Annotated in this window: 25 protein-coding genes; 23 read left to right on the top strand and 2 right to left on the bottom strand. The window is 58.6% G+C overall.

The annotated features are described in order from the left end of the window. Window positions 1–3 precede the first annotated feature (3 nt). Complete coding sequence (locus G5358_RS03420; protein WP_139459998.1) at window positions 4–879, bottom strand: patatin-like phospholipase family protein; 876 nt, start codon at window positions 877–879, stop codon at window positions 4–6. 46 nt (window positions 880–925) lie between these two features. Next, on the bottom strand, window positions 926–2,464 hold the full coding sequence (locus G5358_RS03415) for a sensor domain-containing diguanylate cyclase (RefSeq protein WP_421323613.1): 1,539 nt from the start codon (window positions 2,462–2,464) through the stop codon (window positions 926–928). Between the two features lie 199 nt (window positions 2,465–2,663). On the opposite strand from G5358_RS03415, the gene G5358_RS03410 reads away from it, so the two are divergent. From G5358_RS03410 to G5358_RS03300, 23 genes are all read left to right on the top strand, one after another. Continuing rightward, window positions 2,664–3,713, top strand: coding sequence for an efflux RND transporter periplasmic adaptor subunit (locus tag G5358_RS03410; RefSeq protein ID WP_216951819.1), 1,050 nt, complete (start codon window positions 2,664–2,666; stop codon window positions 3,711–3,713). After that, window positions 3,713–6,817 (top strand): efflux RND transporter permease subunit, encoded by a 3,105-nt coding sequence (locus G5358_RS03405; protein WP_421323612.1) that lies wholly within the window; start codon window positions 3,713–3,715, stop codon window positions 6,815–6,817. The genes G5358_RS03410 and G5358_RS03405 overlap by 1 nt, the downstream gene beginning before the upstream one ends. Window positions 6,818–7,164: 347 nt before the next feature. Continuing rightward, the gene (gene fliE / locus G5358_RS03400; RefSeq protein WP_042011636.1) at window positions 7,165–7,482 is read left to right on the top strand and encodes a flagellar hook-basal body complex protein FliE; all 318 of its coding nucleotides are present in this window, start codon (window positions 7,165–7,167) and stop codon (window positions 7,480–7,482) included. Between the two features lie 45 nt (window positions 7,483–7,527). After that, window positions 7,528–9,234 (top strand): flagellar basal-body MS-ring/collar protein FliF, encoded by a 1,707-nt coding sequence (gene fliF, locus G5358_RS03395; RefSeq protein WP_266134068.1) that lies wholly within the window; start codon window positions 7,528–7,530, stop codon window positions 9,232–9,234. After that, entirely contained in the window at window positions 9,227–10,288 is a 1,062-nt protein-coding gene (gene fliG, locus G5358_RS03390; protein WP_216951816.1) for a flagellar motor switch protein FliG, read from the top strand. The genes fliF and fliG overlap by 8 nt, the downstream gene beginning before the upstream one ends. A 68-nt stretch (window positions 10,289–10,356) precedes the next feature. After that, the gene (gene fliH, locus G5358_RS03385) at window positions 10,357–11,175 is read left to right on the top strand and encodes a flagellar assembly protein FliH (protein ID WP_421323611.1); all 819 of its coding nucleotides are present in this window, start codon (window positions 10,357–10,359) and stop codon (window positions 11,173–11,175) included. Between the two features lie 52 nt (window positions 11,176–11,227). Next, window positions 11,228–12,559, top strand: coding sequence for a flagellar protein export ATPase FliI (gene fliI / locus G5358_RS03380; protein WP_216951814.1), 1,332 nt, complete (start codon window positions 11,228–11,230; stop codon window positions 12,557–12,559). 27 nt (window positions 12,560–12,586) lie between these two features. Then, entirely contained in the window at window positions 12,587–13,027 is a 441-nt protein-coding gene (gene fliJ / locus G5358_RS03375; RefSeq protein ID WP_216951813.1) for a flagellar export protein FliJ, read from the top strand. Window positions 13,028–13,094: 67 nt separating this feature from the next. Continuing rightward, window positions 13,095–15,029 carry a flagellar hook-length control protein FliK gene (locus tag G5358_RS03370; protein WP_421222781.1) on the top strand — a complete coding sequence of 645 codons (1,935 nt, stop codon included), beginning with the start codon at window positions 13,095–13,097 and terminating at the stop codon, window positions 15,027–15,029. A gap of 57 nt (window positions 15,030–15,086) precedes the next feature. Next, window positions 15,087–15,602 (top strand): flagellar basal body-associated protein FliL, encoded by a 516-nt coding sequence (gene fliL / locus G5358_RS03365; RefSeq protein ID WP_227341088.1) that lies wholly within the window; start codon window positions 15,087–15,089, stop codon window positions 15,600–15,602. 7 nt (window positions 15,603–15,609) lie between these two features. Continuing rightward, complete coding sequence (fliM, locus tag G5358_RS03360) at window positions 15,610–16,680, top strand: flagellar motor switch protein FliM (protein WP_005343961.1); 1,071 nt, start codon at window positions 15,610–15,612, stop codon at window positions 16,678–16,680. A gap of 49 nt (window positions 16,681–16,729) precedes the next feature. Beyond that, on the top strand, window positions 16,730–17,122 hold the full coding sequence (fliN, locus tag G5358_RS03355) for a flagellar motor switch protein FliN (RefSeq protein WP_005343964.1): 393 nt from the start codon (window positions 16,730–16,732) through the stop codon (window positions 17,120–17,122). After that, entirely contained in the window at window positions 17,119–17,499 is a 381-nt protein-coding gene (gene fliO, locus G5358_RS03350; protein ID WP_216951810.1) for a flagellar biosynthetic protein FliO, read from the top strand. The genes fliN and fliO overlap by 4 nt, the downstream gene beginning before the upstream one ends. Further along, entirely contained in the window at window positions 17,486–18,259 is a 774-nt protein-coding gene (gene fliP / locus G5358_RS03345) for a flagellar type III secretion system pore protein FliP (RefSeq protein WP_216951809.1), read from the top strand. Before fliO ends, fliP begins: the two co-directional genes overlap by 14 nt. Before the next feature lie 25 nt (window positions 18,260–18,284). Then, a complete protein-coding gene (gene fliQ, locus G5358_RS03340; protein ID WP_005334727.1) occupies window positions 18,285–18,554 on the top strand; it encodes a flagellar biosynthesis protein FliQ in 270 nt (89 codons plus the stop codon). Further along, complete coding sequence (gene fliR, locus G5358_RS03335) at window positions 18,551–19,348, top strand: flagellar biosynthetic protein FliR (RefSeq protein WP_216951808.1); 798 nt, start codon at window positions 18,551–18,553, stop codon at window positions 19,346–19,348. The genes fliQ and fliR overlap by 4 nt, the downstream gene beginning before the upstream one ends. Next, entirely contained in the window at window positions 19,341–20,471 is a 1,131-nt protein-coding gene (flhB, locus tag G5358_RS03330) for a flagellar biosynthesis protein FlhB (protein WP_216951807.1), read from the top strand. Before fliR ends, flhB begins: the two co-directional genes overlap by 8 nt. A gap of 107 nt (window positions 20,472–20,578) precedes the next feature. After that, complete coding sequence (gene flhA, locus G5358_RS03325) at window positions 20,579–22,684, top strand: flagellar biosynthesis protein FlhA (RefSeq protein WP_216951806.1); 2,106 nt, start codon at window positions 20,579–20,581, stop codon at window positions 22,682–22,684. Between the two features lie 16 nt (window positions 22,685–22,700). Then, window positions 22,701–24,125 carry a flagellar biosynthesis protein FlhF gene (gene flhF, locus G5358_RS03320; protein WP_216951805.1) on the top strand — a complete coding sequence of 475 codons (1,425 nt, stop codon included), beginning with the start codon at window positions 22,701–22,703 and terminating at the stop codon, window positions 24,123–24,125. 34 nt (window positions 24,126–24,159) lie between these two features. Continuing rightward, the gene (locus tag G5358_RS03315) at window positions 24,160–25,002 is read left to right on the top strand and encodes a MinD/ParA family protein (RefSeq protein WP_408082997.1); all 843 of its coding nucleotides are present in this window, start codon (window positions 24,160–24,162) and stop codon (window positions 25,000–25,002) included. Continuing rightward, window positions 24,995–25,714 (top strand): RNA polymerase sigma factor FliA, encoded by a 720-nt coding sequence (locus G5358_RS03310; protein WP_216951804.1) that lies wholly within the window; start codon window positions 24,995–24,997, stop codon window positions 25,712–25,714. The genes G5358_RS03315 and G5358_RS03310 overlap by 8 nt, the downstream gene beginning before the upstream one ends. 111 nt (window positions 25,715–25,825) lie before the next feature. Further along, entirely contained in the window at window positions 25,826–26,209 is a 384-nt protein-coding gene (gene cheY / locus G5358_RS03305) for a chemotaxis response regulator CheY (RefSeq protein WP_041234108.1), read from the top strand. Between the two features lie 12 nt (window positions 26,210–26,221). Beyond that, window positions 26,222–26,962, top strand: coding sequence for a protein phosphatase CheZ (locus G5358_RS03300; protein ID WP_216951803.1), 741 nt, complete (start codon window positions 26,222–26,224; stop codon window positions 26,960–26,962). Window positions 26,963–27,000 lie beyond the last annotated feature (38 nt).

Here is a 27,000-nt window from a genome sequence, read left to right as displayed (position 1 = left end):
CAACTAATTGCCCAGCAACCCGAGGCGGCCCAGTTCATCCTTGAGCTGATCGAGGTTGCGCTCGACACAGGCTTCCCCCTCGTTGATGGCATCGCTGGCGCGATGAAAATCCATGATGGAGAAGCTGCCAAGGCGCGGGCAGAGCTGGATCTCCGGTGGGTCACCGGCCATCCGGGCGCGGGTGATCCGCTCCTGCATGATGTTGATGGAGCCACTCATCACGCTCCACAGACCCGGGGTGGCTGGCGCGGATTCTCCGCGATTGAGCCACTGGCTGAGCAGACCGCCGCTGCCGGGTTGATCCGGCTCGTCGGTCCAGGGTTGGTGCATATCGGTGTTGAGGTTGACCGCAATCACCACCTCGGCCCCCATGGCGCGGGCCAGCGAGATGGGCACCGGATTGACCACGGCGCCATCGACCAGCCAGCGGTCGTTGATCCGGGTCGGGGTTAGGATCCCCGGCATACCGCAGGAGGCGCGCACCGACTGGCGCAGCGGGCCTTGTTGCAGCCAGATCTCGCGGCCGGTATCGAGCTCGGTGGCGATGCAGGCGAAGGGGATGGGCAGGCTCTCGAGATCGGGATCCCCCAGATGGCTGGCGGCAAGACCAAACACCTTTTCGCCGCGAAACAGACCGCCGGAGAGGGCCGGGTCGAGCAGGCTGACCACCTGCAGGCGGGTAAAGCCGCGCACCCAGGTTTCCAGCCGATCCAGTTCTCCGGCGGCATAGGCGGCACCGACAAAGCTGCCGATGGAGCAGCCAGCGATCAAATCCGGTTTGATGCCGAGACGTTCAAGGGCGCGGATGACGCCGATATGGGCCCATCCTCTGGCTGCGCCGCTCCCGAGAGCGAGCCCTACGCGGGGTTTACGTGGCACGACAGTCCTCCAAAAAAGGGGTTGAGGGCTCAGCTTACTCCGAGAGTCAGGAGGCGTCATCCTGCCATCTTTCGCTGCGGTTGCGACCGTTGGCCTTGGCCTGATAGAGCGCCACATCGGCGCGGCGTACCGCTTCGTGCAGGGGAAGGTTCTCCTGGTGGGGCAGATAGCCGAGACTGATGGTGACCTCCAGCTCGGGCTCGATGGCGGCCCAGTCGTGATCTGCCACCGCCTTTCTCAGCCGCTCCGCCAGTTCGCCGATCTGTGCGGCGTTACTGCGGCCAATCAGCAGCAGAAACTCTTCACCCCCCCAGCGGATCAGGCGATCAGTGGGCCCAAGCTGCTGCTGGCAGATCTGCACCAGCCGGATTAGCACCATATCCCCCACGGCATGGCCGAAGTTGTCATTGACCCGTTTGAAGTGATCCGCATCGAACATCAGGATCCCCGCTTGCAGCCGGGCCAGCTCTCCCGCCTGCTCCAGTAGCACCACATAGTGGCGGTTGAAAGCGCCGGTAAGGGCATCGTGGCAGGAGAGGTAGTTGAGCCGCTCGTTGAGGCGATGGGATCTCAGGTTGGAGAGGACGGCCAGCAGCATAAAGAGGATGGCGAGCAGGGTCGGCGCGGACTGGCAGAGCATGGCCCACACCAGCGGTAGCAGGGTCACGCTGTGCACCAGCCGCAACGGGGTATCAGGTATCGCCATGGTCAGCTGCAATGTGCCTTGCCGCCATTGATATTCGCCGGTCGGTTCGGTGTTTTGCGGCGCCACGGGTTGGCGCGCGCTGCTGGCCAGCACCTGGTGGTACTGATTGAGCAGCAGATATTCCCCCAGCGCCGGGGTCATCTGATCGAGCTGCTGCTGCAGGCGGGCGAGCAGCACATCCATGTTGATCATTCCCACCAGAGTTCCCTCTTTGTAGAGGGGCTGGGACATGGTGACCATGGGGCCGCGCCCGATAAAGTCCTCATAGGGGCGCGAGAGAACGGTCTTCTTGTCCGGATTGGTGCTGTGCAGCGCATCTTGCCAGAAGCTCTTCTGGTAGATGGTGGGATAAAAGCGAAACCGGCTGGAGGGTTGCCAAGGGTAGAGATAGATAAAGTTGTCCACACCGGTGAAGTAGACCCAGGCGATCTCGTTGCCAAGGCGCTGGCTGGCGGTGGCAAGCAAGGGGGAGAGGCTCAGGGCCAGATGAATGCGTGCCTCACGCTCGCTGCCGGGGGGCGGCAGCGGGCCATCACCGGTGAGGTTGCCTGCCAGTCCGGCCGGCAAATCACCGGGGAGCTTGTCGAGAGCCAGCCCCTCTGGCAGCGTCTCGATATAGCGATAGAGCTGGCGGGTGAGCACCGACTGGGGGTCGCTGCGCAGTCGCTCCTCAGCCTGCCCGCGCATCGCCTCCAGAAATACTTCGGTCCGTTTGAACCGATCCCGCAGGTAGATGGCACTGTTGAGGGTATCGCTTTGATAGAGGCGTTCAATCTGTTTCAGGCTTTGCCACAAAGTCAAACCAATCAGCAGGATGACCACGGCGAACAGGAGCCAGGTCAGGCGTGTGAGAAAACGGTGGCCAGACATGTTGGGCATAGGCAGTCAGTCGGGTTGCGAAGGAAATTGTCGTTAGTGTATGCGATGTGGTGTGAAAACAAACTGAACTACCTGAAACCGGGTGAGTTCACCATGCACCTGTTACGTTTTGTCACATTTATACATAGTCACGGCATAGTCTGGGGCTAAAATGGCCCCCACTCAGATTTCCCCTTCTTAACACTTCATGGATTGTTTGATGAAAATGCGTATCTGGATTGGCCTCGGCCTGCTCTCTCTGGTAGCGGCCATCTGGTGGGCGGTTGGCCACTTGCAACCAGCAGCCAAAGCCCCTTCCCGCGAGATAAATATTCGTACCCAGACCGTCAAGCAGAGTCTGGCCGAGCCGACTCTCAAGCTGGTAGGTAAACTGGCGGCCAACCACTCGGTGGTGATCACTCCCGAGGTGACCGGGCGCCTGGTCAAGATTGCGGTGCAGTCGGGTCAGCAGGTCAACAAGGGCGATACGCTGGTCGCGCTGGATGCGGGCAAGCAACAGGCGGAGCTGGCCGAGCAGAGTGCCAGTCTGCGCGACGAGAATCGCAAGCTGACCGAGATGCGCAAGCTGGTCGCCCGTGGAGCCGTCACCCAGTCGGTGTTGGAGGGGCAGGAGGCCACCGTTGATCAGGTGCAGGCGCGGGTCGATGCCGCCCGTTACGAACTCTCCCAGCGCACTCTCACCGCTCCCTTTGCCGGTACCGTGAGCCTGATTGATTTGAGCGAAGGGGCCCTGGTCAATAGCGGCGATACCCTGTTGCACCTCGACGATATCGACACCCTGCGCCTCGATCTGGCAGTGCCGGAGCGCTACCTTTCCCTGCTGCGCCCCGGCATGGCGGTGACAGCGACCAGCGCAGCCTGGCCGGATCAGCGCTTTAACGGCACCCTCACCACCCTCGATAGCCGTATCTCCAACGAGACCCAGAACATCAAGGCGAGGGTCGAGTTACCCAATAATAACGGCCAGTTGCGCCCGGGCATGCTGCTCAACGTGGAGCTCTTGCTCCCTTCCCGCCAGCTCACTCTGATCCCTGCCCAGTCGGTGGAGTACGCCGGCGAGCAGCGTTTCGTCTATCGCCTTGAGGCCGATGGCCGGGTCAAGCGGGTGCCAGTGGTGCTCGGCGAGACCGAGGGTGAGACTGTCTGGGTTACCGAGGGGCTGAAAGTCGGCGATCGCATCGTGGTCGAGGGGCTGGTCAACTTGCGTGATGGTGCCAAGGTGCACGATCTGGCGGAGGTAAATGGCTGATGTGGCTCTCCGATATCTCAGTACGCCGACCGCTGGTGGCGGTGGTGCTCAGTGCCCTGCTCAGCGTGTTCGGTCTGGTCGCTTTTAGCAAATTGACGGTGCGGGAGATGCCGGATGTGCAGATCCCGTCGGTCTCCATCACCACCACCTATGAGGGCGCGGCTCCCGCAGTGATGGAGAGTCAGGTCACCAAGCCCATCGAGGATCAGCTCTCCGGCATCAGCGGTATCAAGAATATCAACTCGGTGACTCGCAAGGGGCGCTCGATGATCACGGTGGAGTTCAAGCTTGGCTGGAACATGGTGGAGGGGGTCTCCGATGTGCGCGACGCCCTGACTCGCGCCAAGAGCAAGCTGCCGGAGGATGCCGACGAACCGCTGGTGACCAAGGATAGCGGCAGCGGTGACGTGGCGGTCTGGCTCAACTTCAGCAGCAGCCAGATGGATCGCACCGCCATGACCGACTACGCTAACCGGGTGCTGGTCGACCCCTTGAGCCTGGTGGATGGGGTGAGTGAAGTGGCGCTCTCCGGCGATCTGACCCAGGTGATGTATGTGCGGTTGAGGCCGGCCGATATGGCGGCCCGCGGCGTGACGGTGGCGGATGTGCAGGATGCCCTCAAGCGCGAGAACATCGAGCTGCCGGGTGGCGAGATCCGCAACAACTCCATGACCATGTCGGTGCAGATTGCCCGGCTCTACCACACCGCCGAAGATTTCCAGCAGTTGCAGGTCCGTACTGCGACCAACGGTCAGAGTGTCTATCTGGCCGATATTGCCGATGTGGAGGTGGGAGCCAAGAACGAAGACAGTGCCTACCAGCGCAATGGTAAGGAGAGTCTAGGTATCGGCATCGTCGCCCAGTCCACCGCCAACCCGCTGGCGGTGGCACAGGGGGTTGAGAAGAAGCTGGTGGAGATGCAGCGCTTTCTGCCGGAGGGGGCCAAGCTGGAGGTTGACTACGACTCCACCATCTTTATCAAGCAGGCCATCGACGAGGTATATGAAACATTGGCCATCTGCGCCGTGCTGGTGGTGGCGGTGCTCTATCTGTTCCTCGGGCAGGGGCGCACCACCCTCATTCCTGCCATCACGGTACCAGTGTCGCTCATCTCCGCCTTTATCGGCGCCTGGTATCTCGGTTTTTCCATCAACCTCATCACCTTGCTGGCGCTGATCCTCGCCATCGGTCTGGTGGTGGATGATGCCATCGTGGTGGTGGAGAACATTCACCACCATCTGCAGCGGGGTGAGTCACCCCTGCTGGCGGCCTGGCACGGCACCCGCGAGGTGGGCTTTGCGGTCATCGCCACCACGGCGGTGCTGGTAATGGTCTTTATCCCCATTGCTTTTATGGATGGCATGGTGGGCAGGCTCTTTACCGAGTTTGCGATGTTGCTTTCGTTGGCGGTGCTCTGCTCCTCGCTGGTGGCGCTGACCCTCACGCCAGCCATGGGCTCCTGGCTGATGCGCCCGCTCGACAAGCCGAACCGGCTGACGGCGGCCCTCGATCGCGCTTTGGGCCGGATGGAGGGGCACTATCGTCATCTGCTGCAGGGGCTGCTGCGTCGCTCGCGCTGGATGCCGCTGGCGCTGCTGCTCTGTCTGGCCGGTATCGGTGCCCTCTTTACCCAGCTGCCTAGCAGTCTCACCCCGACCGAGGATCGCGGTGTGGTCTTCGTCTTCGTCAAGGGGGCGGAGGGGACCAGCATCGAGCGGATGAAGCGCAACATGCAGCAGGTGGAATCGACCATCATGCCGATGCTGGGCCAGGGGGTGGTCAAGGCGATGAGCTTCAGTACCCCCGCCTTTGGCCGTGGCGGCGATCAGACCGGCATGGTGATCATCCAGCTCACCGACTGGGCCGAGCGTGATGTGACCGCCACCGAGTTTTCCCGCTCGCTCGGGGCCAAGCTGTCGGTTATTCCCGATGTGATGATCCGCACCTTCCAGCCAGGCTTCCGTGGCGGCTCTACCGCTGCGGTGCAGTTCGTGCTGCAGGGCAACGACTATGCCGAGCTCTACCAGCAGGGGCTAGAGCTGCAAAAAGCAGCGCAGGCCAGTGGCCTGATGATAAGCCCGGATCTCGACTACGCCGAGAAGACTCCTGAGCTGCAGGTGACCGTCTCGCGCGACAGCGCCAGCCAGCTCGGCATACCGGTCTCCACCGTTGCCAGCACCCTGCAGGCGATGTTGGGCGGGGTGAGCAAGACCACCTATGTGGACAGGGGCGAGGAGTATGACGTCTATCTGCGCGCCAACCAGAAGGAGTTCAACGGCATCTCGGATCTCGGCCGCATCTACCTGAAAGCGGCCAATGGCGAGATGGTGAGCCTCTCGACCCTGGCGACCGTCAAGCAGGTGGCGACCGCCAATCGCCTCAACCACTATCAGCGCCAGAAGGCGGTGACCCTGACCGCCGATGTGGCACCGGATCACACTCTGGGCGAGGCGCTCGACTTCCTCGATGGCTGGGCCAACGAGCATCTGCCGAGCGGTATGACGGTGGATTACGCCGGTGACTCCAAGGATTACCGCGACAATCAGGGGGAGATGGCGATGGTCTTCGGCCTCGCCCTGCTGGTGGTCTATCTGGTGCTGGTGGCCCAGTTCGAGAGCACCCTCACCCCGACTGTGGTGATGATGACGGTGCCGCTCGGCATCTTCGGCGGTCTACTTGGCCTCTGGTTGACGGGGCAGGAGATGAGCATCTACAGCCAGATCGGGATGATCATGCTGATCGGCATGGTGACCAAGAACGGTATTCTCATCGTCGAGTTCATCAACCAGTTGCGTCAGCGCGGTGAAGGATTCGAAGAGGCGATCATCGCGGGTTCGGTGCGCCGTCTGCGGCCGATCTTGATGACCTCGCTCACCGCCATCATCGGCGCTGTGCCGCTGATGCTCTCCATGGGGGCTGGCTACGAGAGCCGGATGGCGGTGGGGACCGTGGTCTTCTTCGGTCTCTCCCTGGCGACTCTGGTTACCCTGCTGGTGGTGCCCGCCACCTACCACCTGATCGCCCGTCACGCCAGCATGACCGGGCAGCGGGATCAGCAGGTAGATGAGGCGCTGGCCGCCAGGGGGGACACTTCTGAGCCATAACGGCAGTGTCCGATGCCAGCTTTGACTGGGGCCGCGGAGCGTATCAGTCCGCACCCGCAAGCGTGCAGAGCCCGATAGCCGGCTCTGCACGCGCCATCCCCCCGGACTGATAGCCCGTCGAGTGGTTAATCTTCACAACAAACCACTGGTCAAGTGGCTCGACAAACATCACGGTTCTACGGTGTGGCCGGTTACGGAGCCGTGCCGTGCGTGAAGCGGCCTATTCCCCGATCCCCCTCATCATCTCTTTTTCCCCTCCATTTCTGCGGCTTGAGAACGTTTTTACCTAATTGGCACTTTTATTGCTTTTGGTCCGTCAGCGTCAATGATTTGTCTGGGGACAGAAAATGGAAATTAGTGCAAGCAGCCTGATGCAAGAGATGCAGGCTCTCAAGGTAGAGGCCGGTGCAACCCCGCTGTCACAGCCTGGCCGTCAGGTGACCTCCGATTTTGGCCTGCTGTTGCAGCAGGCGCTCGGTAACGTCAACGAGTTGCAGGGCGCAGCCAATGATCTGCGCACCCGTTTCGATATGGGCGACAAGTCGGTGGATCTGGCCGAGGTGATGATCGCGGGCCAAAAATCCTCCATCGCCTTTGAGGCGACGGTGCAAGTGCGCAACAAGATGGTTGATGCCTACAAAACCATCATGAATATGCCGGTCTGAGCGATGACCGTGCATCATGACATGTCAGCAATAAGGACATAAATCGTGGCTACTGACCAAAATGGCGATCTGCTGATAAACGATGAGGGCACCGCCGCCCTCGATGCCAACGAGCAGAAGAGCTCGGCACTGGGATTCTTGTCCAATACCGATGTACTGCGCCAGATCACTCTGATCCTGGGGCTTGCCATCTGCCTGGCCATCGCCGTCTTCATCCTGCTGTGGGGCAAGGAGCCGGATATGCGCCCTCTTGGCACCTATACCACTCAGGAGCTGGTCAAGACCCTCGACTTTCTCGATCAGCAGAAGATCCCCTATGAGGTCGATGGCAAGAGCGTGCTGGTCAGTGCCGAGAACTTTGCCAGTATCCGGTTGGCACTGACCCGGGCCGGCCTCACCAATGCGGCCGATGTAGCCAATGGTGGAGAGGATATTCTGCTCAAGGACTCCAGTTTCGGTGTCAGCCAGCGGATGGAGGCCGAGCGCCTCAAGTTGAGTCGCGAGCGCCAGTTGGCGAGCGCCATTGAACAGTTCCAGAATGTGGCCAAGGCCCAGGTGCTGCTGGCCATCCCCAAAGATAACGTCTTTGCCCGCAACGAGCGCAAGCCCAGTGCTACCGTGGTACTCAACCTGAAAGGGGCGGCACTGGGGCAGGGGGAGGTGGACTCCATCGTCGATATGGTGGCCTCTGCGGTACATGGCCTAGAGCCGACTCGTGTCACCGTCACCGACCAGAATGGCCGCCTGCTTAATTCCGGCTCCCAGGATCCCGTCTCTGCCCAGACGCGCAAGGAATTTGCGATGCAACAGAAGCAGGAGCTGGAGTACAAGCAAAAAATTGACGCCATTCTGATCCCGGTGCTTGGCGCCGACAATTATACGGCGGAAGTGGATCTCTCCCTCGACTTCTCCCAGCAGGAGCAGACCCGCAAAACCTACAACCCGGATCTGCCTGCAGTGCGCTCCGAGATGACGTTGGAAGAGAACAGCTCCGGCGGCAGCAATGGCGGAGTGCCGGGGGCTCTCAGCAACCAGCCCCCTGCCGCGTCCAATATTCCTGAACAGGCCACTGGCGGTGATGGGGCCAGCGCTGCTGCCTCGGGGCGTTCTCGCAAAGAGGCGACCCGCAACTTCGAACTGGATACCACCGTCAGCCATACCCGGCGTCAGATGGGGGGCATTCGCCGCATGACCGTCTCGGTCGCGGTGGATTACAAGGCGGTGCCCGGTGCCGACGGGGCTGTGACCCGCGAAGCGCGCACCCAGGCGGAACTCGATACCCTGCGCCGTTTGCTGAGCGGTGGCCTTGGCTTTGATGTGACCCGTGGTGATACCCTCGAGGTGGTCGCCATTCCGTTCAATCGTCCCGAGCTTGATACCGTGGCCGAGGTGCCGCTCTACGATCAGCCCTGGTTCTGGCGTGCGGTACGGATTGCCGCCTCGGTACTGGTGATTATTGTCTTGATCGTCACCGTGGTTCGCCCCATGCTCAAGCGGTTGCTCTATCCGGATGCCAAGCCGGAAGGGGAAGTGGACTTTGACAACCACACCGTATTGGGGGGTGACGACGAGCTCAGCTTGCTGGCAGCCCAGGTTGAGGGAGAGCAGGTATTCGGGGTGCGCGATGGTCAGCTGAAACTGCCGGATCTGCACCGTGACGAAGATTTGCTCAAGGCGGTGCGTGCGCTGGTGGCGAACGAACCGGATCTGGCCGCTCAGGTCATTAAAGAGTGGGTAACCAAAGATGCCTGAAGAAACTAAAAGCCAGGTGACCGGCAACGACATTACCGACAGCCAGCGCCAGTTGCTGGATCAGATGTCCGGTATGGAGATGGCGGCTGTATTGATGTTGAGCCTCAACGAAGAGGATGCCGCCCAGATCTTCCGCCATCTCGAACCCAAGCAGGTGCAGCGGCTCGGTATGTCGATGGCCTCCATGTCCGATTTCAGTCACGATCGGGTGGCGGCGGTGCACCGTCAATTCATCGACGATATCCAGAAGTACACCAACATAGGTATCGGTAGTGAAGACTTTGTGCGCAAGGCGTTGGTGGCGGCCCTTGGCGAGGACAAGGCGAGCAACCTGGTGGACCAGATCATTCTCGGTTCCGGCGCCCGTGGCCTCGATTCGCTCAAGTGGATGGATGCCCGTCAGGTGGCCAGCATCATCCAGAACGAACACCCGCAGATCCAGACCATAGTGCTCTCCTATCTGGAGCCGGAGCAGTCCGCCGAGATCCTGAGCCAGTTCCCGGAGCAGGTGCGCCTCGATCTGGTGATGCGTATCGCCAACCTCGAAGAGGTACAACCGGCGGCACTGCAAGAGTTGAACGACATCATGGAGAAACAGTTCGCCGGTGCGGCCGGTGCCCAGGCAGCCAAGATGGGCGGCCTGAAGGCAGCCGCCAACATCATGAACTATCTGGATACCAATATCGAAGGCCAGTTGATGGACTCCATCCGCGAGTCGGACGAAGAGATGAGCCAGCAGATCCAGGATTTGATGTTCGTGTTCGAAAACCTCATCGATGTGGACGATCGCGGTATCCAGACTCTGCTGCGGGAAGTGCCTGGGGATCTGTTGCAGCGCGCCCTCAAGGGGTCCGACGATCAGATGCGCGAGAAGATCTTCAAGAACATGTCGAAACGGGCGGCAGAAATGCTGGCAGACGATCTGGAGGCCATGGGGCCGATCCGGGTCTCCGAGGTGGAGGCTGCCCAGAAGGAGATCCTCTCCATCGCCCGCCGTCTGGCGGATGCCGGCGAGATCATGCTGGGTTCCGGCGGTGGCGAGGAGTTCCTCTAAACCATGGCCAACTCATGTAACCTGTCTGCCGCCCAGTATGTTGTCTTGGCAAGGAGCGGCGCGAATAGATGAACAACAAGCTGCGTGGTTATGTGCGGCCTGAAGGGGAAGAGACCCGGGTAGAGGCCTGGGGCTGGCCCGAAATGGACGTGGTGGCTGAGGCCGAGACCAATGCGCTCGGTCTTGCACCTGACTGGTATCAGCAGGAAGAGGAGGTGGTGGAGCCGGAACCCGAGCAGGAGCCGACCCCCAGCATCACCGCCGAAGAGCTCGAAGCGATCCGTCAGGCCGCCTGGGAAGAGGGACTGACCGAAGGGCGCGAGGCCGGTTTTGCCAAGGGGCTCGAAGAGGGCAAACTGGAAGGATTGCAACAGGGTCATGCTGCAGGTCTCGAACAGGGGCACGAGGAGGGGCTGGCCATGGGGCGCGATCTGGTGGAGCAGGAGATCGCCCACTGGCAGGGTCTCGCCGCACGCCTTGCCAATCCCCTGAGCGCGCTGGATCTGGCGGTAGAGCAGCAACTGGTCTCGCTGGTGATGCAACTGGCCCGCGCGCTCATTCGCCATGAAGCAGAGACCTCGCCCCGCATCCTGCTGGAGGCGCTCAAGGAGGGGCTGGCGTTGCTGCCTGCCGCCGAGCAGGGGGTGACTCTGATGCTGCATCCCGATGACATCACGCGAATCGAGCAGGCATTTGGCGCCGACGAGTGCGCCAAGCGGCACTGGCGACTGCAGAGCGATCCCACCCTCTCCCCCGGCGATCTGCAACTGGTCACCGAGCTCTCCAGCATCGATCTGACCCTCTCCGGGCGCATCGATCAGCTGCTGCGCAACTTCTTGCGGGACAATGCGTCGCAGAAACCGGCCTCGCAGGATCCACGCCCATAACCGATGCCGGACGTTACCGTCCGGCTGCACTTTTTAGCTTCCAGGAGGCCAGATGAGCGGCTCGCTACTGAACCGGTTGCAAGGGTACAAGGTACGCGACAGCGCCCCCAAACCGTCGGTTGCCGGCAAATTGACCCGGGTGGTGGGGCTGACCCTCGAAGCCATCGGCTGCCGTGCTGCCATCGGAGCCTTGTGTCGCATCGATACCCTGGATGGGACGCTGGAGGCCGAAGTGGTGGGGTTCTCGGGCGATCGCCTCTATCTTATGCCGAGTGAACAGCTCAAGGGGGTTATCCCTGGTGCCCGTGTGGTGCCCATCACCGAAGAGCACGGTATTCCTGTTGGCATGAACCTGCTTGGTCGGGTCATCGACGGCATCGGCCAGCCGCTTGATGGCCTCGGCCCCATTATCTCGTCCCGGACGGTGCAGTTTGCCCAGCACCGCATCAACCCGCTCTCTCGCCGCCCGATCCATCAACCGATGGATGTCGGGGTACGCGCCATTAACGCCGTGCTGACGGTGGGGCAGGGCCAGCGGATGGGGCTGTTTGCCGGTTCCGGTGTCGGTAAATCGGTGCTGCTGGGCATGATGACCCGCGGCTCGGTGGCGGATGTGGTGGTGGTCGGCCTCATCGGTGAACGGGGCCGGGAAGTTAAAGAGTTTATTGAAGACATTCTGGGAGAGGAGGGCCGTGCCCGCTCCGTGGTGGTAGCGGCTCCCGCCGATGCCTCGCCGCTGATGCGGCTCAAGGGGTGTGAAACGGCGCTGGCCATCGCCGAGTATTTCCGCGATCAGGGGCTTAATGTGCTGCTCTTGATGGACTCTCTTACCCGTTACGCTCAGGCCCAGCGTGAGATCGCGCTGGCGGTGGGCGAGCCGCCAGCGACCAAGGGCTATCCACCGTCGGTATTTGCCAAATTACCGGCGCTGGTGGAGCGGGCAGGCAACGGCAGTGACGGCCAGGGCTCCATCACGGCATTCTTCACCGTATTGACCGAGGGGGATGACCTGCAAGATCCCATTGCCGATGCGGCGCGGGCGATCCTCGATGGCCACATAGTGCTGTCGCGCGAGCTGGCCGATGCGGGCCACTATCCGGCCATTGACATCGAGAAATCCATCAGCCGGGTCATGCCCATGGTCACTTCACCTGAGCACATGGAGTTGGCGCGCACCCTCAAGCAGTTTTACTCCCTCTATCAGCAGAACCGGGATCTCATCACCATCGGTGCCTACAGTCAGGGTTCCGACCCCCGCATCGACCGCGCCATCATTCAAAAACCCTACCTGGATCAGTTCTTGCAGCAGGGGATGCGCGAGGTCATTCACTACGATGATGGCCTGCAAGCCTTGCAGATGGTGGCGATGCCCTTGATGCGTTGATGACGGTTGGGAAGAGAGGGTGCGACTATGAGTAAAGGGTTGCTATTGTTGGCAGAGCGGCTGGCTGAGGCAGAGCAGCAGTGTGCGCTGGCGCTGGTGAAGGCGCAGCAGGATCTCAAGCTGTTTATGGATCAGCAAAATGCCCTCAACCAGTACCGCCAGATCTACCACCAGCAGTGGACCGATCGCGGTTTACAAGGGATTTCGCCCCAGCAAAACAGCCAGTATCACGCCTTTATCAACAAGCTTGAGCAGGCGGCGACCCAGCAATACGAAGGGGTGCTGCAGGTGCGTCAGGCGCTGGAGCAACGTCGTGGAGAGTGGCTGGCTGCCCAGCAGCGACGCAAGGCGGTAGAGCTGTTGCTGGAGAAGCAGGCGAGCCGCGAGCAGCAGAAAGCTCTGCGTCAGGAGCAGAAGATGCTGGATGAGTACGCCATGTTGCGGCGTTTTCATCAATCTGGCCTGTAACTTGCTTTGATCTGGACATTGTCGGCGGCCATCTCGTAGGGGGCCGCCAGAATTCAGGGATGCCATCATGATGCAGACAGTGTTGACACAAACGCCTTCGGCTGCGGCCAACGGATTGGACAAAGCGCCTCTGAGCAGCTCAGTCGAGAGCAATGGCATCGATCTGGGGGGGCGCGACAGCAAGGGTGATTTCGCCACTCTGATTGCCAAGGCCCGGAACAGCGAACAGGGCGCCGCCGAGGCTACTCAGGGCGATAAAAATGTCCGATCAGCCAAATCTTTGGCGACCGAGGGCGCCTCTCCCAAAGAGGAGGCCAGCAAGGAGCAGGAGCCTGGCGCCGACAACAAGGCGGAGGAGCTCCCTGCCACCGACTTTCTGCTCCGTCTGCAAGACTCCCTCAAGCTCGATACCTCGCTAGTGACACCCCAACTGGCGGTGGCGGCCCAACAGAGCGCCACTGCGGCAGACGGCAATCCGTTGCCGCAAGAGGGTGCGCTGGAGGGGATTGCGCTTGATGAAAGCGAGCAGTCCCCTGCAACTGTCAGGACTGTACGCCAACTTGCCGATCAGTCCGGGGCGCAGTCGCTTCTGGCTACGACTGGTAAATCATCCCTTGAAACTCCGGTTTCACTCTCTGCAGGAGGAGTGATTGAGCAGGGCGACGCCTCGACCGCCGTACTGTCCTCCGCTCCCAACACTTCTGAGGGGAAGGATGCCGCCGCCACCCAAGATGGTCAGCCCGGGGAGAAAGTCTCTGCCAAGGGTGAAACTCTCGGGGCAGATGGCAAGCTCACCAAGCCCCTTACGGGGGCTGAGCGGATGGCCCAACTGGCCAGGGTGTTGCCGGTTGAGGCGTCCGCCAATGCGGCAAATAGTGGTGAGTCACCCGCAGTGAAAGAGGGAGATGACAGCAAATCCGACCCCGCTGCCAGCAGCGTCGTGACCGGCAAGGGACAAGCTGCTCAAGCCGCGACTCAGGGGGCGGTGCTCAAGGCATTCGGTGAGGGGGGCAAACAACCAGATGCGGGTAGCTCAACCACTTCTACTGCCGTAGAGAGCATCGCTAATGGGGCTGGCAAGGGAGCTGATAAGAGTAGCGCCGAGGGGGGACAGCAGGCAGCGACAACCACATCCTCCAATCCAGGTGCGGCGCAAGTGACGACAGTGCAAAGTGCCACAGCCCAGAGCAGCGTGACGCCAAATGTGACGACTCAGACCGATAGCGCTGCCGCACCCGTGATGGTGGCGCCGCAGCAGGTGTTGGCGCAGGCCGAATCTCAGGGGCCGCAAGCACCGCTGTCGAGCATTTCAGCCGGGATCAGGCAGATGGAAGTGACGGGCACCGACGAGGTGCGCAAAGCGGTTTCGCTTGAGGTAAAACCGAAGGCCGGTGAGTCTGAGAAGAGTCTTGTCGCTACGACATCGAGCAGCGAGAGCAGCCAGAGCCAGACTGTACAGCATGGCCAGAACAGCCAGCCTCAGCCCCAGGTGGCCGACAGCCGGGCGCCCGCCGCTGAGGGCACGTTGCGCCGTGAACCGCAGAATTTACCCCATTTGAAACTGTCTAGTCAGGAAGCACCCGCCGAATTGCACCAGAAGGTCAACCTGATGCTGGCCGACAAGCTGCAGCAGGCCGAGCTTCAGCTAGACCCCATCGGCCTTGGCAAGATGAAGATCAAGATCCAGATCGACGCATCCAGCCAGGCGAGCGTCCATTTTGTAGTCCAGCACGGACAGACCCGTGAGATGCTGGAGCAGGCGATGCCCCGTCTGCGTGAAATGCTGGCGGGGCAGGGGATCCAGCTTGGCCAGACCCAGGTGCAGCAGCAGTCACAACAGTCACCGCAGCAACAACAGCAGGGTCAGTCGGCGTTTGCCGGGCAGGGACAATCAGGAGAGGGACACTCCGGTCATAGCCATCTTGACGGGGAGGTCACTACGACCAACCCCAATTTGTCGGTGGAATCGACAAACGGTTCAGGAATAGATTTCTATGCTTGATGCAATCCCGAGTAAGTTTATGATATCGAACAAGTTTGAGACTAGGGTGGACAAGGGATGGCTGACGATAACGAATTGACGCTAAAAGACCCGGCTGCGGGCAAGAAAAAGAAGCTGATTATTATCATTGCCCTGGCGGTCATTTTGCTGGGCGGTGGTGGAGCTGGCGCCTGGCTTATGCTGTCCGGCTCGGATACCCCCCCTGCCGAAGCGGCGGAGGGTGCTGAGGCCAAACCCAAGGTGGAAGCACCCCAGCCATCCCTTTATGTCGGGATGCCGCGTCCCTTTGTCTTCAACGTCGCGGGAGCCCAGCGGGATCGACTGGTGCAGATCAAGATCCAGCTGATGGTGCGCGGCACCGCCGACGAGACGCTGGCCAAACAGAATATACCCCTGATTGAAGGCACCTTGCTGCGGGTGTTCAGTGCAGCCAGTGCCGAACAGCTGATGACCTTTGAAGGCAAGGAGAAGCTGCGCAAGGATTCACTGGAAGAGTGCCGTCGGGTGCTTAAGGACCTGGTCTCTTCCCCCGTTATCGAACAAGTGCTGTTTACCGGCTTTGTAATGCAGTAGGTGAAGCGTGAGCGATCTGTTAAGTCAGGACGAAATTGATGCCCTCTTGCACGGTGTCGATGATGTCGAAGAGGAAGAGATAGGCGGCGCCGGAGACCCCGGCGTTGCCCAGTTTGACTTCTCCTCCCAGGACCGCATCGTCCGTGGCCGGATGCCGACCCTGGAGCTGGTGAACGAACGTTTTGCTCGCCACATGCGGATCAGCCTGTTCAACATGATGCGTCGTACCGCCGAGGTCTCCATCAACGGGGTGCAGATGCTGAAGTTTGGTGAGTATGTTCACACCCTGTTCGTGCCGACCAGCCTCAATATGGTGCGTTTCCGGCCATTGAAAGGAACCGCACTCATCACCATGGAGGCACGACTGGTTTTCATCCTAGTGGAGAACTTCTTCGGTGGTGACGGGCGCTACCACGCCAAGATTGAGGGGCGCGAGTTCACGCCGACCGAGCGACGGATCATCCAGATGCTGCTCAAACTGGTGTTTGAGGATTACAAGGATGCCTGGGCGCCGGTGATGGACGTAGGGTTCGAGTATCTCGACTCTGAAGTGAACCCGGCGATGGCCAACATCGTCAGCCCGACCGAAGTGATTGTGGTGAGCTCGTTTCACATCGAACTCGATGGTGGCGGCGGCGATTTCCACGTGGCCATGCCCTACTCCATGCTGGAGCCGATCCGTGAACTGCTCGATGCCGGTGTGCAGAGTGACAAGGGTGACACAGACGTGCGCTGGAGCAAGGCACTTCGTGACGAGATCATGGATGTAAAGGTCGAGTTGAGGGCCAAACTGCTGGAGACCGAACTCACTCTGCGTGAACTGATGGAGCTGCAGCCGGGAGATATTATTCCGGTCGACATGCCCGAACATTTGCTGGTCTACGTGGAAGATTTGCCCACCTTCCATGCCAAGATGGGGCGGACCAAGGAGAATGTGGCACTCAAGATCACCGACAAGCTCAAGCGCCCGGAAGGGGTCAAGACCGAGATGCATCTGGTGACCCGGGGTGGTGTACGTATCGATGGTGAGGCCGAGCTTGAAGAGCTTGAGCGCAGCATCGAAGAACAACAGCGTTAATCGACGGTTTGCAGTTATTGATCGTCACGAAGTGGTATAAGGAAACAAGATGAGCGGAACAGAGGAAGAGGATCTGATGGCTGATGCCTGGGCGGCAGCACTGGAGGAGCAGGTGACGGCGGAAGCCAAACCGGCCCCGCTGGAAGAGCTCAAGGACGATGCCCCCATCAGTGCCGAGGAGCGGCGCAAGCTTGACACCATTCTGGATATTCCGGTCACCATCTCGATGGAGGTCGGTCGCAGCCAGATTAGCATTCGTAACCTGCTGCAGCTCAACCAGGGCTCGGTCGTGGAGCTGGATAGGGTGGCGGGCGAGCCCCTCGACGTGCTGGTTAACGGTACCCTGATCGCTCACGGCGAGGTGGTGGTGGTGAACGACAAGTTCGGTATTCGCCTGACCGACGTCATCAGCCAGATTGAACGGATTAAGAAACTCAAATGATGCGTCTGCTGCTGTTGTGGCTGCCATTGCCGGTGTTTGCCGAGGTGGGGGGGGCCGCCAACCCTCCCAGCCTGAGCTCCTGGCTGCTCTCCAGCCTGATGGTGATCGGGCTTATTCTGGTGCTGGGTTTCTTGCTCAAGAAGAGCAAAATTGCCACCGCCATGGGGGGCGGGCAGATGAGAGTGATTGCTACGCTGCCTGTGGGCTACAAGGAGAAGTTGCTGGTGGTCAAGGTGGGTGAGCAGCAGCTGCTGGTCGGCGTAACGCCGCAGCAGGTCAACTTTCTCTATCGGCTGGAGGAGCCGCTGGACGAACAGCAGCCGCAGGCGTTTTCCCAGCAGCTGGGTAAGTTGATGGGCAAACATGAAAAAAACTAACGGCTTGTTGTGGCAAAGCGGATTGCTGGCCAGCCTGTTGATTTCGCTGTTTTGCGCCTGGCCTGCGCTGGCGCAGGACGGCATGTCGGCAGTGACCGTCAAGACCATGGGGGATGGCTCTCAGGAGTACAGCCTGACCCTGCAGGTGCTGGCGTTGATGACGGCACTTTCATTCCTGCCGGCAATGGTCATCATGATGACCTCGTTTACCCGTATCATCATAGTGTTGGGTATCTTGCGTCAGGCGATCGGTCTGCAACAGAGCCCCTCCAATCAGGTGTTGATCGGCATCGCCCTGTTCATGTCGTTCTTCATCATGTCGCCTGTGCTGGATCGCATAAATGACGAGGCACTGCAGCCCTATCTGGCCGAAACCATTGAGGCCAAGGAGGCGCTGGAACGGGCTGAATTGCCCATCCACCAGTTCATGCTGGCCCAGACCCGGATCAAGGATCTCAATACTTTTATGGAGATCGCCAACGTGCAGGTGGAGAAGCCTGCCGATGTGCCGCTGCGGGTGCTGATCCCGGCCTTTGTCACCAGCGAACTGAAAACAGCCTTCCAGATTGGCTTTATGCTGTTCTTGCCGTTTCTGGTCATCGATCTGGTGGTCGCCAGTATCTTGATGGCGATGGGGATGATGATGCTCTCGCCGATGATCGTCTCATTGCCTTTCAAACTGATGCTGTTTGTGATGGTGGATGGCTGGAACCTGATCCTGGGTTCGCTGGCCAACAGTTTCGGACTGGGTGCCGGTTAACCGGTCCCATGCAAGGAGCCCGAACATGAGTCCAGAAACCTTTGTCGATGTATTTCGTGAGGCGCTCTGGCTGGTCAATATCATGGTCAGCGCCGTGATCCTGCCCAGCCTTGCTATCGGGTTGGTGGTAGCCATCTTTCAGGCCGCCACCTCCATCAACGAACAGACCTTGAGCTTTCTGCCCCGTCTCATCGTGACCCTTTTGGCCCTAGGGATTGGTGCTCACTGGGGAATGCAGAGTCTGATGGACTTCTTCATCCTGATGGTCAATCAAATTCCCGAGGTGGTGGGGTGACCTATACCACCGCTCTGATCATGGAGTGGTTGTCGTCCATTCTCTGGCCACTGGCTAGAATAAGCAGCCTTTTCATGGTGATGGCGGTATTTGGCAGCCGGCTGGTCGCCGCTCGGATCAGGTTGGGGCTGGCGGTAGCCGTGACGTTTCTGGTTGCTCCTCTGCTCCCTCCCATGCCCCCAGTGGAGCTCTTCTCTGCCGGCAGTTTTCTGGTCTTGGGCCAGCAGCTGCTGATCGGTATTGCGCTGGGGTTGATGACCCAGTTTCTGATGGAAAGCTTCGTGATGGCGGGGCAGGTGATAGCCATGCAAACCAGTCTGGGTTTTGCCACCCTGGTGGATCCGATGAATGGCCAGTCGGCCCCTGTGGTCGGTCAGTTTTATCTGATGCTGGCGACTCTGGTATTTCTGGCGCTTGATGGTCATCTGGTGATGCTACGCCTGGTTATCCTCAGTTTTGAGACGCTACCCATCTCCGATAGCGGTCTGTCACTCTCTTCTATGCAAACCCTGAGCGCGTTCCTGGGGGTCATGTATCAGGCCTCGCTGGTGATGGCCCTCTCTGCCATCGTGGCGCTGTTGCTTATCAACTTCGCTTTTGGCGTGATGACCCGGGCAGCCCCCCAGCTCAATATTTTCAGTATCGGTTTTGCCGTCAGCATGATGTCGGGTTTGCTTATCCTCTGGCTTACGATCGGCGGGTTCCTCGGCCATTTCGACACCTTGTGGGAGCGGGTGCAGGAGGTCAGTTGCGAGCTGATTGACACCCAATGTTTCGGAGGTGTCAATGGCTGATACCGACCAGGAACGTACCGAACAACCCACGGGCAAACGACTGCAACAGGCCCGTGAAAAAGGGCAGATTGCACGTTCAAAGGAGCTGGGAACAGCCAGTGTGCTGTTGTCAGCCGTATTTGGCCTGCTGTTTATCAAGGGTTACCTAGCGAACGCCATGCTCAAGGTGGTGACCATGGGCTTCACGCTGAACAGAGAGCAGGCTTTCGATCCCAATGCCATGGTTGCCATGGTGCCGGCGCTGCTGGGGGAACTGGTGTTTCCGCTCGGATTGCTATTCGCTCTGGTCGCTATTGCAGCTTTTATCGGCAATATCCTGATGGGGGGGATGAACTTCTCCACTGAAGCAATGATGCCGAAATTCAGCAAGATGAGCCCCATCAGCGGGTTCAAGCGGATGTTTGGGGTGCAGTCACTGATTGAGCTGGTCAAGTCCATCGCCAAGGTGGTGTTCATCACCCTGTTTGCCTGGTGGATGCTCTCCAGCCAGTTTGATCATCTGCTCAACCTCTCCATGGAGGGATTCCCCGGTGGGATTATAGATGCCCTCGACCTTTTTTTGTGGATGCTGATCATTCTTTGCTGTGCCCTGTTGCCTATTGTGGCCATCGATGTGCCGTTCCAAAAATGGAACCATATGCGTCAGCTCAAGATGACCAAGCAGGAGGTGAAGGACGAGTTCAAGGATAGCGAGGGTAAACCCGAGGTAAAGGGCAAGATCCGCCAGTTGCAGATGCAGATGGCGATGCGCCGGATGATGGGGGATGTACCCAAGGCTGATGTGGTGATCACCAACCCGACTCACTACTCGGTAGCGCTCAAGTATGATGCGGGCAAACCCGGTGCTGCGCCCAAGGTCTTGGCCAAGGGAACTGATGAAATTGCAATGAAGATCAGGGAGATAGCTAGAGAATACGAGATACCCATCATGCCGTCACCGGCCTTGACCCGGGCTATCTACCACTCTACCGAGTTGGGCCACGAGATCCCGGAAGGGTTGTTTGCGGCGGTTGCCCAGGTTCTGGCCTATGTCTTCCAGCTCAAGAAATTCCGCCGTGGCCAGGGGCGCCGTCCCCAGCCACTGGCTAAAGATCTCCCCATTCCGACCGAATATCGCAAATGACAAAGTTCTGACGTAGTCAAAATAAATCCATTGCATTTCAATGTCTTGTATTGTTGGCCTGATGTTTGCTTTAATCTGTCACCAGCAGGTTGACATTGAGAAGAGCGATGGAATTCAAGGCAGTATTGGGCCAGTTAAAACAGTCTCGGGGAGTATTGAGCAAAGGCCTTGGTACCCCTCTGCTGGTATTGGCCGCGCTCGGCATGGTGGTGTTGCCCATCCCGCCACTGATGCTGGATGTGCTCTTCTCCTTCAACATTGCGCTCTCTATCGTGGTGCTGCTGGTATCCGTCTATACCCGGCGCCCCCTCGAATTTGCTGCTTTCCCGACCGTACTGCTGCTCGCTACCTTGCTGCGGCTGGCATTGAACGTGGCCTCGACCCGGGTGGTGTTGCTGGAAGGTCACAATGGCAGTGCAGCGGCAGGCCATGTGATCGAGGCATTCGGTAATGTGGTGATCGGCGGTAACTATGCAGTCGGCATCATCGTCTTTACTATCCTGATGATCATCAACTTTGTGGTTATCACCAAGGGGGCCGGGCGGATCGCGGAAGTGAGCGCCCGTTTTACTCTGGATGCGATGCCGGGCAAACAGATGGCCATCGATGCCGATTTGAATGCCGGCCTCATCAACCAGGAAGAGGCGAAGAAGCGTCGCCAGGATGTGACCCAGGAAGCGGACTTCTATGGCTCTATGGATGGTGCTTCCAAGTTCGTCAAAGGGGATGCCATTGCGGGCATCATGATCCTCTTCATCAACATCATCGGCGGCTTTATCATCGGGATGATGCAGCATCATCTTACCTTCAGGGAGTCTGCCGAGATCTATACCCTGCTGGCGATAGGTGACGGTCTGGTGGCGCAGATCCCCTCCCTGTTGCTCTCTATCGCCGCCGCCATCATAGTGACCCGTCAGAATACCGATCAGGATATGGGCACGGCGGTATTGGGCCAACTGTTCGATAATCCCAAGGCCTTGATCATCTCTGCCGGTATCCTGCTGATGATGGGACTGGTGCCGGGGATGCCGCACTTCGCCTTCCTGAGTCTGGGGGCGATCGCTGCCGCTGGAGCCTGGTGGCTGCTGCGCCGCGAGAAGCTGGCGGTAGCCAAAGCAGCCAGCGGCGAGTTGATGCCGACCAGTACTGACCAGCCATCGCATGAACAGAAAGAGTTGAGCTGGGACGATGTGATGCCGGTAGACATCATCGGGCTGGAAGTGGGTTACCAGCTAATCCCGCTGGTGGATCGCAATCAGGGGGGCGAACTGCTCAACCGGATCAAAGGGGTGCGCAAGAAACTCTCGCAAGAACTGGGCTTTCTGGTGCCTGCCGTCCACATCCGCGACAACTTGGATCTGGCACCAAATCAATATCGCATTACCTTGATGGGAGTCAGTACCGGCGAGGCCAGCGTCTACCATGATAAAGAGATGGCCATCAACCCGGGGCAGGTATTCGGCCAAATTCAGGGGATTGCTACCCGGGATCCCGCGTTTGGACTTGAAGCAGTGTGGGTAGCCAAGGAGCAGGTGTCACAGGCGCAGACCCTGGGGTATACAGTGGTGGATACTGCGACCGTAGTTGCCACCCATTTGAGTCAGATCTTGACCAACCATGCCTCACTGTTGCTCGGCCATGACGAGGTACAACAACTGCTCGACATGATTGGCAAACACCAGAGCAAGTTGGTCGAAGGGTTGGTACCGGAAGTGATCAGCATGGGTAACCTTGTGAAGGTATTGCAGAATTTGCTCAATGAAGGGGTGCCAATCCGCGATATGCGCACTATCCTGCAGACCCTGGTTGAATACGCGCCGCGCAGTCCGGATCCGGAAGTGCTCACCGCGGCTTGCCGGATTGCCCTGCGTCGTCTGATTGTGCAGGAGATTGCCGGCCCAGACCCAGAGCTACCGGTGATAACATTGGCACCTGAATTGGAACGTATATTGCATCAATCCCTGCAGGCGGGTGGAGGTGATGGTGCCGGTATTGAGCCGGGTCTGGCGGAGCGAATGCAGCGCTCGCTGGTGGAAGCCACTCAACGACAAGAATTGGAAGGCCAACCGGCTGTGCTTCTGACATCGGGGATCCTGCGCAATACCCTGGCGAAATTTGTCAAGAATGCCATTCCTGGATTACGTGTGCTGTCCTATCAGGAAGTGCCGGACGACAAGCAGATTCGCATCGTCAGTGCGGTAGGGCAGAACTAGTTAGCGGAGACGACGGGTGAAGATTAAGCGGTTTTTTGCCAAGGACATGCGAACGGCTCTGGCCGAGGTCAAGGAGACGCTCGGGCCCGATGCCGTCATCATGTCCAACAAGAAGGTTACCGGGGGGGTAGAGATAGTCGCCGCTGTTGATTATCAATCCCAGGTTCCGAGCCCCAAAGATGCGCCGGTTCGCCGTCAGCTGAACGATGAGAGCGTCAATATTTCGTCTGCTGCTCGGCAGATGACCCGTCCCGAGCCCGCAAAGGTTCAGGAACAGAACGAACATTATGCTGATACCCTGGCCGCCCTCCTCGCGCGTCAGCAGAAACTGAAGCCTGGCAATGGGGCTCCCATGGGCAACACCCAATCGGCTGGTCTGGCTGCTGCCAATGCAGTGCCCAGAACGCTGGCCGAGCAGGGACAGTGGGGCACAGTCCCGGAACCTGCCAAACCCAAGGCGCGTGTCGTATCCGGCCAACGGGCCCATCAACCTGCCCAGCGGGATCAGGAGATGGAGGGGATGCGCAAGGAGATGGCCAGCATCCGTAAACTGCTGGAGCACCAGATCTCCGGTCTGATGTGGCAGGAGGTTGAACGACGCGAGCCGATGCGTGCCCTGCTCATCAAAGAGCTCAAGAAGATGGGCTTTGACGATGCCTTTTCCGATCAACTGGCGGGGCTGATCCCTGAAGACATGCCTATCCATCAGGCGATGGCCCAGTTGGCTGAAGTGTTGACGGCTCAGCTCAAGATCAGTGAAGACGAAATTTTACGTCAGGGGGGCGCGGTTGCTCTGCTGGGGCCAACAGGGGTGGGCAAGACGACCACCATCGCCAAATTGGCCGCCCGTTTTGCCATGAAGTATGGCGCCGAGCAGGTGGCCCTTATCACCACTGACAACTACCGGATCGGGGCTCATGAGCAATTACAGACTTATGGCCGGATCATGGGCTGTCCGGTACGTCAGGTGCGTGATGCCGAAGAGCTGGCCAATGCCCTCTATCAGTTCCGCCACCGCCGGCTGGTATTGATCGATACGGCAGGCGTGGGGCAACGGGATATCCGGCTGACCGAGCAGCTCGATACCCTGGTCAAAAATGCCAAGGTGAGGATCCGCAGCTATCTGGTGATGTCGGCAACTTCCCAGCGTCGGGTAATGCAGGAAGCGGTTGACCATTTCCGGCGCATTCCCTTGAGCGGCTGCATACTTACAAAGTTGGATGAGAGTCTGAATCTGGGCGAAGTAATTAACGTGTGTATCCAGAATGCCTTGCCTATCAGTTACATCACAGATGGGCAGCGGGTTCCGGAAGATATTCAGGTTGCCAATGCGGCGCAGCTCGTCGGAGCGGCCATGGGCTCGCTGGAGCGAGAAACAGAGGAGCCCTATTTCTGGGGCACAGGCTTTGGCGAGGCCGAAGATTCGGAGTTTTATGAGTAACATGTATATGGATCAGGCGAGTGGTCTGCGCAAAATGCGTCAAAACAATCGAGTAAAAGTGATCGCCGTTTCCGGTGGTAAAGGTGGCGTAGGCAAGACCAACGTGACCCTGAACGTGGCGGGAGCCATGGCGGCCCAAGGCAAACGGGTGATGGTGCTGGATGCTGACCTTGGTCTGGCAAATGTTGACGTCATGCTTGGGTTGCGGGTTCATCGCAATCTCTCTCACGTGCTGGCAGGCGAGTGCACGATCGACGACATTATCGTTGAGGGACCGTACGGCATGATGATTGTGCCTGCAACCTCGGGGACCCAGTCTATGGTCGAGCTTTCGCCGGTACAACATGCCGGACTGATCCGCGCCTTCAGCGAGATGAAGACCCAGGTTGATATTCTGATGGTGGATACGGCGGCGGGGATCTCGGACATGGTGCTGAGTTTCACCCGCGCCGCGCAGGACATCATGGTGGTGGTGTGTGACGAGCCGACTTCCATTACCGATGCCTATGCCCTCATCAAGATCCTCTCCAAAGAGCACGGTGTATTTCGCTTCAAGGTAGTGGCAAACATGGTACGCAGCCTGCGCGAAGGGCAGGAGCTTTTTGCCAAGCTGACCCGGGTAACGGATCGTTTCCTCGATACGTCACTGGAACTGGTTGCCTGCGTGCCTTATGACACCAATTTACGCGCAGCAGTACGCAAGCAGAAACTGATTGTCGAGGCGTTTCCCAAGTCGCCGGCGGCTTTGGCTTTCCGCGCATTGGCCAACAAAGCGGCTAGCTGGCCGGTACCCAACCAGCCTGGCGGTCATCTGGAGTTTTTCCTGGAGAATCTGTTACAGACTCAGGCCACCACACAGGAAGGTTCCCGTGAATAAAGCCCAAGCGTACTTGCGTCATCAGGATTCCTATCTGCTGGTAGAGCGCCATGCTCCACTGGTCAAGCGGATTGCCCAGCATTTGCTGGCTCGCCTGCCAAGCAGTGTCTTGCTGGATGACCTGATCCAGGCAGGTATGATTGGGCTTCTCGAAGCGTCGCGGAACTTTGATGGTAGCAAGGGGGCCAGTTTCGAGACTTATGCCGGGATTCGTATCCGTGGTGCCATGCTGGATGAGATCCGGCGTGGTGACTGGGTGCCCCGTTCCGTGCATCGAAACAGCAGAGCGATTGCCGAAGCGATCGAAAATGTGGAGCAAGCCAATGGACGGGATGCTCGCGACGCGGAAGTCGCAGCGCAAATGGGGGTCTCTCTCGCTGATTATCATGTCATGCTGCAGGATGTCTCCTGTGGCAAGATCATCGGTATCGAGGATCTGGGGGTCAGTGAGGATGTGATCGGTAACCCTGATGAAGCTCCGTCAGGCTCGGGGTTTGATGAACTGGCCACAGAACGATTTCAAATTCAACTGTCGGAGCAAATTGGTCGCTTACCGGAGAGAGAAGCCCTGGTTCTCTCTCTTTACTACGATGAAGAGCTGAATTTACGTGAAATTGGCGAGGTTTTGAATGTGAGTGAGTCGCGCGTGAGTCAGATACATAGTCAGGCAATGCACAGACTACGCGCTCGTTTGAGAGATTGGCATCTATAAGTGTTTGTACTGGCTACACTGAGATGAAACTCTAAGGCATAATCCGCATGACACAACCCGTTTTTAGCATCATGTAAGTGAGCCACTGAGGTGGCTATTGAGGAGGGAATTTTGGACAAGAACATGAAAATCCTCATTGTTGACGATTTTTCAACGATGCGCCGGATTATCAAGAACTTGCTTCGCGACCTTGGGTTCAACAATACCCATGAAGCGGATGACGGCAACACAGCATTGCCGATGCTGAAAAATGGTGATTTCCAGTTTGTGGTTACCGACTGGAACATGCCAGGCATGCAAGGTATCGACCTGCTGAAAGCCATTCGTGTCGATGAAAAGCTCAAGCATCTGCCGGTACTGATGGTGACGGCAGAAGCCAAACGCGAGCAGATCATCGAAGCCGCGCAAGCCGGCGTTAACGGTTATATCGTCAAGCCTTTCACTGCAGCAACGCTCAAAGAAAAACTCGACAAAATTTTTGAACGCCTTGGCTAAGGAGCAGCAGGGATGATGGCCAAAACGAAAGCAATGATTTCGCTCGACCAGGCAAGGATGCTTGTTGCTCATCTGGAGCAAGGTGAATTCGAGCTGGCCGATGAACTGCTTGCCAATGTATGTGCCCCCAACGCAGCCGATCTGTTTGAAAAAGTTGGTCAGCTGACCCGACAATTGCATAACTCACTTCAAGAATTTCGTCTCGACCCCCGAATTCCCGATTTGGCCACCCATGACATTCCCGATGCGAGGGAGCGCCTCAATTACGTCATAGATATGACCGACAAGGCTGCTAATCGCACCATGGATGCGGTAGAGGCCAGTCTGCCAATAGCGGATCGCCTGAATGATAATATCCAGCTGGTGATGCCCAACTGGAACGCACTGATGTCCAGAGATATGAGCGTGGGACAGTTTAAGTCCTTATGCCATCAACTTGATGATTTCATTAAGGCTTCTGAGTCAGATGCCGATAAGTTACGACAACTGCTGACAGAAATTCTGATGGCACAAGACTTTCAGGATTTGACAGGCCAGATGATCCGCAAGGTCATAAAACTGGTTCAGGAAGTTGAAACAAAATTAATAGAAATGCTGACTATGTTTGGTGAGGCTGCAGCTGAGCATTCAACTCGTACTCTCCCTGTGAACGGGATTGAAGCCGAAGGCCCAATCATGAATCCAGAGGCGCGTGCCGATGTAGTCAATGGTCAGGATGATGTGGACGATCTGCTGTCTAGCTTGGGATTCTAATGGAGTGACGCATGGCCTTCGAAGTTGATGAAGACATA

The sequence above is a fragment of the Aeromonas sp. 604176 genome (assembly GCF_049170755.1).
Classification (GTDB): domain Bacteria; phylum Pseudomonadota; class Gammaproteobacteria; order Enterobacterales; family Aeromonadaceae; genus Aeromonas; species Aeromonas veronii_A.
Note: the sequence above shows the minus strand (reverse complement) of the source record. Positions and strands in the feature narration are given on the sequence as shown.

Coding starts and splice junctions, on each gene's coding strand:
- G5358_RS03415 (WP_421323613.1), bottom strand. CDS start 2,464: ATGCCCAACATGTCTGGCCACCGTTTTCTCACACGCCTGACCTGGCTC.
- G5358_RS03410 (WP_216951819.1), top strand. CDS start 2,664: ATGAAAATGCGTATCTGGATTGGCCTCGGCCTGCTCTCTCTGGTAGCG.
- G5358_RS03405 (WP_421323612.1), top strand. CDS start 3,713: ATGTGGCTCTCCGATATCTCAGTACGCCGACCGCTGGTGGCGGTGGTG.
- fliE (WP_042011636.1), top strand. CDS start 7,165: ATGGAAATTAGTGCAAGCAGCCTGATGCAAGAGATGCAGGCTCTCAAG.
- fliG (WP_216951816.1), top strand. CDS start 9,227: ATGCCTGAAGAAACTAAAAGCCAGGTGACCGGCAACGACATTACCGAC.
- fliH (WP_421323611.1), top strand. CDS start 10,357: ATGAACAACAAGCTGCGTGGTTATGTGCGGCCTGAAGGGGAAGAGACC.
- fliI (WP_216951814.1), top strand. CDS start 11,228: ATGAGCGGCTCGCTACTGAACCGGTTGCAAGGGTACAAGGTACGCGAC.
- fliJ (WP_216951813.1), top strand. CDS start 12,587: ATGAGTAAAGGGTTGCTATTGTTGGCAGAGCGGCTGGCTGAGGCAGAG.
- G5358_RS03370 (WP_421222781.1), top strand. CDS start 13,095: ATGATGCAGACAGTGTTGACACAAACGCCTTCGGCTGCGGCCAACGGA.
- fliL (WP_227341088.1), top strand. CDS start 15,087: ATGGCTGACGATAACGAATTGACGCTAAAAGACCCGGCTGCGGGCAAG.
- fliN (WP_005343964.1), top strand. CDS start 16,730: ATGAGCGGAACAGAGGAAGAGGATCTGATGGCTGATGCCTGGGCGGCA.
- fliO (WP_216951810.1), top strand. CDS start 17,119: ATGATGCGTCTGCTGCTGTTGTGGCTGCCATTGCCGGTGTTTGCCGAG.
- fliP (WP_216951809.1), top strand. CDS start 17,486: ATGAAAAAAACTAACGGCTTGTTGTGGCAAAGCGGATTGCTGGCCAGC.
- fliQ (WP_005334727.1), top strand. CDS start 18,285: ATGAGTCCAGAAACCTTTGTCGATGTATTTCGTGAGGCGCTCTGGCTG.
- flhB (WP_216951807.1), top strand. CDS start 19,341: ATGGCTGATACCGACCAGGAACGTACCGAACAACCCACGGGCAAACGA.
- flhA (WP_216951806.1), top strand. CDS start 20,579: ATGGAATTCAAGGCAGTATTGGGCCAGTTAAAACAGTCTCGGGGAGTA.
- G5358_RS03315 (WP_408082997.1), top strand. CDS start 24,160: ATGCGTCAAAACAATCGAGTAAAAGTGATCGCCGTTTCCGGTGGTAAA.
- G5358_RS03300 (WP_216951803.1), top strand. CDS start 26,222: ATGATGGCCAAAACGAAAGCAATGATTTCGCTCGACCAGGCAAGGATG.